This is a genomic window from Ectothiorhodospira lacustris, assembly GCF_022227785.1.
Lineage (GTDB): Bacteria > Pseudomonadota > Gammaproteobacteria > Ectothiorhodospirales > Ectothiorhodospiraceae > Ectothiorhodospira > Ectothiorhodospira lacustris.
Genome location: NZ_JAJNQM010000112.1, coordinates 1 through 8094 on the forward strand (window position 1 = coordinate 1; position 8094 = coordinate 8094).

6 protein-coding genes are annotated in these 8094 nt (G+C 57.1%); 3 read left to right on the plus strand and 3 right to left on the minus strand.

Annotation, left to right across the window (positions count from 1 at the left end):
• Positions 1 to 345: hypothetical protein (locus LQ952_RS14800; protein WP_238623396.1), on the plus strand; the 345-nt coding region annotated here is incomplete at its 5' end.
• A 45-nt stretch (positions 346 to 390) separates the two neighbouring features.
• Here the strand turns inward: LQ952_RS14800 and LQ952_RS14805 are convergent.
• Positions 391 to 1398: an EDSAP-1 family PEP-CTERM protein gene (locus LQ952_RS14805; RefSeq protein ID WP_238623397.1), complete on the minus strand. Its 1008-nt coding sequence runs from the start codon at positions 1396 to 1398 to the stop codon at positions 391 to 393.
• A 438-nt stretch (positions 1399 to 1836) separates the two neighbouring features.
• Here LQ952_RS14805 and LQ952_RS14810 point away from each other — a divergent pair, with 438 nt between their 5' ends.
• Both LQ952_RS14810 and LQ952_RS14815 read left to right on the plus strand, forming a co-directional pair.
• Positions 1837 to 2571: a PEP-CTERM/exosortase system-associated acyltransferase gene (locus LQ952_RS14810; RefSeq protein ID WP_238623398.1), complete on the plus strand. Its 735-nt coding sequence runs from the start codon at positions 1837 to 1839 to the stop codon at positions 2569 to 2571.
• A 170-nt stretch (positions 2572 to 2741) separates the two neighbouring features.
• Positions 2742 to 3617, plus strand: a complete 876-nt coding sequence (locus tag LQ952_RS14815; protein WP_238623399.1) for a GNAT family N-acyltransferase — start codon at positions 2742 to 2744, stop codon at positions 3615 to 3617.
• Here LQ952_RS14815 and LQ952_RS14820 read toward each other — a convergent pair.
• A complete protein-coding gene (locus tag LQ952_RS14820) occupies positions 3589 to 4533 on the minus strand; it encodes a hypothetical protein (RefSeq protein ID WP_238623400.1) in 945 nt (314 codons plus the stop codon). The genes LQ952_RS14815 and LQ952_RS14820 overlap by 29 nt on opposite strands.
• A 124-nt stretch (positions 4534 to 4657) precedes the next feature.
• A partial coding sequence (locus LQ952_RS14825; RefSeq protein ID WP_238623401.1) for an efflux RND transporter permease subunit occupies positions 4658 to 8094 on the minus strand: 3437 nt, incomplete at its 5' end.

Here is an 8094-nt window from a genome sequence, read left to right on the forward strand (position 1 = left end):
TATTTTATGTTGCGTGGAGTTTTGAGTTTTTCCGGGCCTGTTTTGGATTTTATTTGGGTGCTGATGTTGGGTGCTTTTTTCTTCGCTGGAAGGCATGCTTGGGCTGCTTTGGTAAATGCATATGGTTCCGGGGTTTATGAGGCTTTCCGCCGTGGGAACACGAGTATTTTATTCATGATGCCTGCATTATATTGCCTCGGAATCCTGCTTGACTCTCCAGATTTGATGCACCGTATTCTGGGTTTATATTTTGCGGTTCATTTTATGCTTGTGGGTGTTTCAATTCTAAAGATTGAAGCCGACATGGCCAAGTATGGAAAAAAAAAGCGGGCGGGGCTCGGTTAAGAGGCCCGCCCGCTTACCAGGGCGTCTGACTTTAGATCAATCAGGTCAGGCTTGGATCTGTCGACGCCGGCGGATACCTGCCAGACCCAGACCAAGAACCCCGCTACCCAGAAGCAGCAAAGTGCCAGGTGCGGGAACTTCGGTGACATTCACGCTGGTCAGGGCTGCCAACGTGAGGGTGTAATTGCCTGCAGTCAGACCTGAAACGTAAAGCTGAAATGAACTGGCGGGCACGCCGAGGCTGTGGCTTAGGTTGCCATCCTGGGGTCCGACACCCAGTGTCAGATTCAGCGATTCCGGGTTCACCTCATCGCTGCAGGTCAGTCCATTGGCGCATATTGCATTGCCGGTGGCGCTGCCGTTGGGTGACCATGTGGCAAATCCAGAGCCACCCGAAAGCTGGTTGAGAGTGAAGTTGGCGCTGATATTAGCTTGGGCGAAGCCCTGACCGTCTGTGGCCACCAGTGCCTGCAATTCGGGATTTGCGTCAAAATTCAGTTGAAGTTGCGCAGGGCCATCCCCCATCAGAGCAAAGTTCATGGTAAAGCTGGTATTTGATTGGATGTTCGTCGAGGCTTGAGCCTGCCCCTTGCCCTGAAGTTCGACCTCTGCTACTTGTTGGGTCGCCGTGGGGACGCCATTGACCAACTGTGCGGTGCTGATTTCGGCATTGGCATTGGCGTATGTCTCGCTACCCGGCCCAAACAGGCTGTAATTACCATTAGCGCGGGCAATCGAGCTGCCGGGTGCGTTGGCTGCAGGAACATTGAGGACGGGGGTAGGTGCGGTGCCGCAGTTGTTAGCAACGCTGCTGCAGCCGTCAGCAAAGGCTTGGGTGCTGCCATTCAGTGTGGCCGAATCTTCCACATTGAATGTGAAGCCGGGGTTCAAATTGGTTATTTGACCGCCCGTGTCCTGGTCGAAGAAATTGATGACCAGATTGCTAATGCTGAGATGAGAGCCTGCATACACATGAGCAGCCGCAGGCGCTGCCGCGCCAAGAGCAAACACAGCGGTAACGGCTGTGGCTAATAATTTTTGTTTTGTTTTCATTGGGTTGTCTCCGTTCGGTCCCGTATTCCGGTTGTATCGCGATGGGCTTGCATTACGGCGCTTCGGGTGAGTGACCTTTGCAATCCCACTGTGCTAGGGTTAGCAGCAATTATTGGGCCACTAAAATAATTTCCTTAAAAATCAGTATTTTGTTTTTTTTGTTTGTTATTGTGACGCCTTGTTTAGTATGGTCTTGTAAAATATTCCGACGTCGCAGTTTGGTGTTATTTCGGTATGGTCGGCTTATGCCTTTTTGTCGGGGGATTTTAGATCTTTCGGCTTGTAGGGTTATAATTATCGGCGGCAAGTAATTGGATTCTGTCTGGAAAGTCAGATCGGGCGTCACTCTCGGCCTGCGTTCCCCCCTCTTCAAGGTGTTATTATCGTGCGGGCAACGGGGTGGCCGTGTCCGAGACCCGGTACTGGGAGAATGGAGAAATGAACACACAAGAACCGTCCTTGGTGGAGCATTTCCAGGATTTTTTCCTGGTGCTGAAAGCGGACACTCAGGCTTTGCGCGAGCAGGTGTTCCAGATTCGCTACGATGTGTACTGTCGGGAGTTTGGCTATGAGAAGGAGGAGGACTGCCCCGGAGGAATGGAGCGGGATGATTACGACGCTCATTCGGAACACTGTCTGATCATGCATCGCCCCAGTGGTCAAGGTGCCGGCTGTATCCGTGTGGTGTCGCCCCACGAAGCTGAAAGCATTGCCCAAATTCCCATGGAACGCTTCTGTGGTCAAAGCCTGAATCATCCTGAATTGCATCCAGGGCTGCTGCCTCGGAGCGATCTGGCGGAAGTATCCCGCCTGGCGGTGCATACCCAGTTCAGGCGCCGTCAGGGTGAGTCCGAATCGCCTATCGGGCTGGCCATCGCCGAAACCATTACGGATGAGCAGCGTCGTACTTTTCCGTTGCTGGGACTGGCTTTGTTCTGCGCTGGCACTTCGCTAATGGGGCGACTGGGGCGGGAGCACGCCTTTGTGATGATGGAGCGACGACTGGCGCGAATGCTGCAGTCTGCCGGCTTTCCCTTTGTTCAGGTGGGTGAACCCATGGAATACCATGGACCACGGGCAGCCTACCATGTGACGGTGCAATCGGTGCTGGATTCGATGCGCAAGGATATCCGCGAATTGCATGATTTTGTCCACGAGAGCTTGAATAGCTGATGTTTGCTGTCTGATTTTTTGGGCACGGCGAGTGATTGCCTCGGTTGTCCTTGACAGCCATAAATCCTGCCCACGGTGAGGTTATGGCGATTTTTGTGATCCGATACCCGATATGATGTAGACAACATGATTTAATCCCGCTCGGGTCAGTATAACTGCGGGGCTAACTCATGTTCGATGCACGCTATGAGGTTATCGTTGCCGATACACCCGGCACTTTGCAAATACATCACGAGATCCGTTATCTGGTCTATTGCCTGGAAAAAGGCTTTGAGAATCCCGACACATTCCCCGATGGTCAGGAATCCGACCACTGGGATGCCAATGCCACTGCCTTCATCGTACGAGAGCGAGAGACGGGGCAATGGCTGGGGGCGATGCGTCTGGTGCATCCCGTACGAGGGGGGCTTCCGGTACATCGGCTCACCCATGTGAACCGGGATGGTGCCCCGGCAAGGACCGGCGCGGCCGCCGAGCTGTCACGGATCTGCGTCACGCAGGATTATGTTCGTCGCCAAACAGCGGGCTTGGCCCTTTCTGAAGGCCCAGGTTGGGGAATCCGTGGGGGCGATGGCTCCGGTGCCACCAGCGTTGGCTGGCGCAACCAGCAACGAGGGCCGCTGTTTAGGACGAGGCTTGCCGACGATGGCGAGTGCCTCAATCGGCAGGGCATGAACGCCATGGTCAGGCCTGCTGTGGTCGTGGAAAGTCGTGCTTGCTCACTGACGCTCCCCATGCGGTCCGAGTTGTTTGCCGTCATGCTGCGTGCGGCCATTGAGTATAGCCGCAACCAGGATATCCCCTACATGTATTTCCTGGTGAATCGGGCCTTGGCAAGGATGGTTCGCCGTTTGGGATTTGAATTTTCCCTGGCCGGTGTCCCTTGCGAGTACCGCGGCACCCGTTACCCCTATCTGGCTCATCTGGATACGGCCGTGCAACGAGCCACCCAGTCATCACCGGATATGGCCCGGCTGTTTCTGCATGGTGGAGAACCCTATCTCCTTGCTTCTACGTCTAGCCGGCATTGCCCAAAATGGCAGTAAGGGAGGCCAGGATCACCTCGCCGCGAAAGAGCACCCCGCCATCTTCAAGCAGTCCCAGGCAGGTGTGTCGTTGTTGTTGCAGGCGAGTGTGCCCCAGCCCGCCGCCATTATTGTCCACCTGCTGAGCATCGCTGACCAGCAGGTGCAGGGTATCGGCGCTGCGCAGGCGGCGTGCCAGCACTTGGTCCACGCTGAACTGGTGCGTGGTGTAAACCATGGGGTTGGCGTAGAAGTCATGGCCTGCTGCGTGGGTGCGTTCCAGTAGTGCACAGGAGATGAGGGCGGTTGGGAACATGTCGGGATAGTTGATGCGATCTTCCAGTTCATCGAAATAATCTGCCTGTCGGGCCAGTGACCCGGAGAGCAGATTCTTGGCATTGCTGTTGGTCATGAACTTGCGTTTGTGGAACCAGCGACCTTCCGGCAGCAGACTGCGGTCGGGTAATGGGGGTAAATCTTCAGATAGTTGGAAGGGCAGCGTCAGATCGGGTAGCGTCAGTGGGCGATCGGAATCCCTGATCTGTCCGAGCAATACCAAACCGTCGGCTTTTCTGACAACGACCCGATTGGAGCGGATCCAGTTGCCGTCCGGTGTGCGGGTTCGCTTGGTGGGCTTGATCTCCATGCGGAAGGGTTCATCGGTCCGAAGCACCCCTGCAAAGGTGAACTGATAGTTACGAAAAGCAGAGGGTGGCTCATCCAGTGCGCCGTCCATGGCCCGGTGCCGGGTTACCCTGTATTCTGCCAGGCATTCCATCTGAAATCCCAGGACGATGGGTCCCCCGAAGGGATTCTGGTGGATACGATGCCATTTGTCGGCGTCATGAAAGGGATTGAAGTCGTCGGTGGCATTACGAGCCACGTCCAGATGGATCTGGCGATAAACCTGCTCATTATCTGATGCACTGTCACTCATGGGACGTGTCTCCGGCCGTTCCCCCACGACGTTCATGGTGGTAACCAGACATGATTTGGTGATATTGGCGTTTCATGAACTCGCTTCATGTGGAGTAGGAAATGGTTTCGGTGCCGCTACCGACTCAGGGCGCCGTGGGATCTTCGGCCACCGCTTCAAGTTCGTTGGCCATCTGATCCAGTACGTCCAATCGTGGATCACTTGGTGCCAGCCGGCGAGCAGTGTTCAGGTAGCGCCGCATCCTGACCAGATACCCAAGATCAGCGCCGTAGGTTCGCTGCATGAAAAGAGCGAGGGATTGTGCGGCGCAGAGTTGGAAGATGGGATTTTGCGGCGCTTCACGGGTGCCGATTTCGAAAAGACGGATGGCGGACTCGTACTGACCATCTGAAAGTGCACGCTGACCTTCGTTGTAGAGCTTGCTCAGTGCGGGAGACTCACTGATGGCGGAAAGGTTGGCATCGGCGTTCCGGAGCGGGCGTCCGCTGAGTGTGCCTTGGGTGATGAATTGAAGCAATCGCCTCAGGGTGGAATGGGTATATTCACTCAGTGGTTGAGGAAGGGGTAGCGCGTTGACTTCCGCACGAATTGACGGCCGCACGACTAGGCTATACATGATGGGAATCACGAACAGGGTGAGAATGGTTGATACCAGCAGGCCCCAGACGATGGCGCCGGCCAGTGGTCCCCACATCAGCGATTTCCCTCCAAGTCCGATTGCCAGCGAGAACAGTCCTGCAATCGTCGTCACTGAGGTGATGATGATTGGGATGAATCGACGCCGGGCGGCGTGGAGTACCGCGTGCATCAGCGGCATCCCGCTGCGTAGGCGATCGTTGGCGGCGGAGATAAGGACGATGGCGTCGTTCACGGCGATCCCGGCCAAAGCGACGACACCATAGAGGGTATACACGCTCAGCGGTTGCTGGCTCACAAGCAGGCCGATCAGGACGCCGGTGAGGGCCATGGGCACCACGGTCAGCACGATCAGGGGCTGGGTGTAGCTGCGGAACTGGGTGCCCAATATCAGGTAAACCAGCATCAGTCCCAGCAAGAACAGCCAGCCCAGGGCTTCGATGCTCTCCACGATATCGTCGAAGTCACCGGTGAAGTCCAGGTCGATGTTGGGGAAAGCAGCGGCATGTCGAGCATCCCACCCCCGCTGAACCAGGCGATGGACGCTGGCCGCGTCCATGATGCTCTCGTCCAGATTCGCCTCGACGGTGATTGTGCGCCGAAGATTGAAGTGCCGGATATTGCCGTCAGCGCGAATCACTTCGTGATGGACGAGCTGCTCAAGAAGAATGGGGCGTCCGTCCGGTACGCTGATGGGGGTTTGCAGAAATCGGCCGATATCTTCCAGCGCTTCGGCCTTGGCCTGGACGCGCACCCCGATCTTTTCACCACGATCGCGCATTTCCGCCACCACCTCGCCGTCGGTCAGAAGGCGAAGGTCACGGATCACATGGCCTGGGTCCAGTCCTGCGCGCAAGATGGCGTCCGGGTTGAGGCGCACCGAGAGTTCCATGCCGCCTGCGTATGCGTCATCAACGATATCGTGAACCGCCGGTATTTCCCCCAGTATATGGATCACGCGATCGGCGGCTCTGCGGATCTCATCCAGGTCGTCGCCACGTACCTTGACGCTGATCGGGCGCCCCATAGGTGGTGCGCCGGCGATGCGGCGCTCGATCCAGATGGATTCGGGCCCGGGGATATCTGCAGCGCTTTTGCGCACTGCAGTGATGATGTCGTCCACATGCCGCCCCGTGCGGGCCTGAGGGTAAAGGCTGATCTGGATTTGGCCCTTGGCTGCGCCGAATAAATCCTCGGCGTTGGTGAACTGAATGCCTGCATAGCTGGCAAGGGAGCGTACTTCCCCGTCTTCGAGCCGTTCCTTAACGGACTCCTCGATCGCCAGGGTGATGTCCAAGGTCTTCTCCAGTGGTGTGCCCGCGGGCATTTCCACATTCACAAAGAACAGGCGAGCGGAGTCGGTGGCGAAAAATTCGATGCGAATCAGACCAACGGCAACGCATGCAAGGGCCAGGGTGAGGAGAATGCTGAATAGCCCCAATGTCAGCTTGGGGTGACGCAGTGCGCGCGCAAGCCATTTTCCATAGCGCACCCTGACGCGGCGGATCCCATCGCTGCGCAGTCGCCCTCCACGGGACAGGCGGTCGGACTTTGGGCGCATCACGCCAATATGGCTGGGCAGAATCCAGAAGGCTTCCAGGAGACTGAGCAGCAAGGCGACCGCTACCACGATGGGCGCCACCTTCATGAATTCGCCCAGCATGCCGGGCACCAGCATGAGCGGCAGGAAAGCGGCGATGGTAGTGAGTACTGCGGCAGTGACAGGGGCTGCCACTTCTCGCAAGGCGTCAATGGCGGCGTCCATGGCCGGCATGCCTTGCTGCAGACGTTTGTGGATGGCCTCTGCGACCACAATCGTGTCGTCCACCAGCATGCCCAAGACGATCATCAGGCCCAGCAATACGATGACGTTAAGGGTTTGGCCGATCAAACCTAGAAACAGGAATGTGCCTGCCAGTACGAAGATCAGGCTGAAGCAGGTGGCGAAGGCAATGCGGGAGCCCAGCAGGAGCCAGGTGGTTGCGAGTACCAGCAGAAGACCGATGGCGGCGTTCTGTTCCATGGTCCTGATGGCCTGTCGAGTGATCAGGGTCTGGTCGTCCAGCAGAACCAGCTTGATCCCGGTGCTTGGGCTCAGGCGTTCGTTGTAATCGGTGAGATAGGTGCGGATTTCCGCCATGAATTCGATTTCATTGGCGTTGTCCTGTTTGTAAATGGGTAACAGTACGGCAGGTTGGCCGTTATGGCGGGCCAGGTCGTCCGGCGCTTCGCGACCGCGCACGATATCGGCCACACTGCGCAGGGGAATTTCGCCGTACGAAGAAAGCAGGGGGATATCGGCCAGATACTCCGGATCGTTTGCCGTTCCCTGTAACCGGACCAGCCATTCCTGGTCTCCCAGACCGATTGTGCCTGCTGCCAGATCTCGAAAATAGGTGCTGACCGTCTGCGCCAGGGTGGACGGGGTCAGTCCCAGTCCCACCAGATCATCCGGGTTGAATAGGATCTGTAACTCCGGGTCCTGCAAACCCACAGGTCCGATGCGATCGGTACCGGATAGGCGCTCGAGATCCTGCTGGATACGCTGCGCCTGAAAGCGTAGGTTGTCGTCTTCCGCCATGCCCACCACGGCAATCATGGTGGTGGGGTAGGCATTTGCACTGCTGGCGGTGGTAATGGTGGGGCGACGAGCCTCCGGAGGAAGTTCGGCCTCTATGTTCTGTATTTCTCGCCGCAGATCGTTGACCCGTTCGCTCACTTTGTCCGGACTAAGGTCCTGCAGCCGGATCAGGATGAGCGACATGTCCCGCTGGCTGACGCTGGAGACAAAGCGGATGTCGGACACCAGTTCGATGGCCTCTTCAAGCACGTTCGTAATCTGGCGTTCCACATCCGCTGCCGAGGCGCCGGGCATGAAGGTCTGCACGCCCACCCAGTTCAGATTGACGGTCGGGTCCTGCTGAC

What these genes read in the sequence shown, in the direction of transcription:
- LQ952_RS14810 (WP_238623398.1), top strand. Translation starts at nt 1,837, where the DNA reads ATGAACACACAAGAACCGTCCTTGGTGGAGCATTTCCAGGATTTTTTC.
- LQ952_RS14815 (WP_238623399.1), top strand. Translation starts at nt 2,742, where the DNA reads ATGTTCGATGCACGCTATGAGGTTATCGTTGCCGATACACCCGGCACT.
- LQ952_RS14805 (WP_238623397.1), bottom strand. Translation starts at nt 1,398, where the DNA reads ATGAAAACAAAACAAAAATTATTAGCCACAGCCGTTACCGCTGTGTTT.
- LQ952_RS14820 (WP_238623400.1), bottom strand. Translation starts at nt 4,533, where the DNA reads ATGAGTGACAGTGCATCAGATAATGAGCAGGTTTATCGCCAGATCCAT.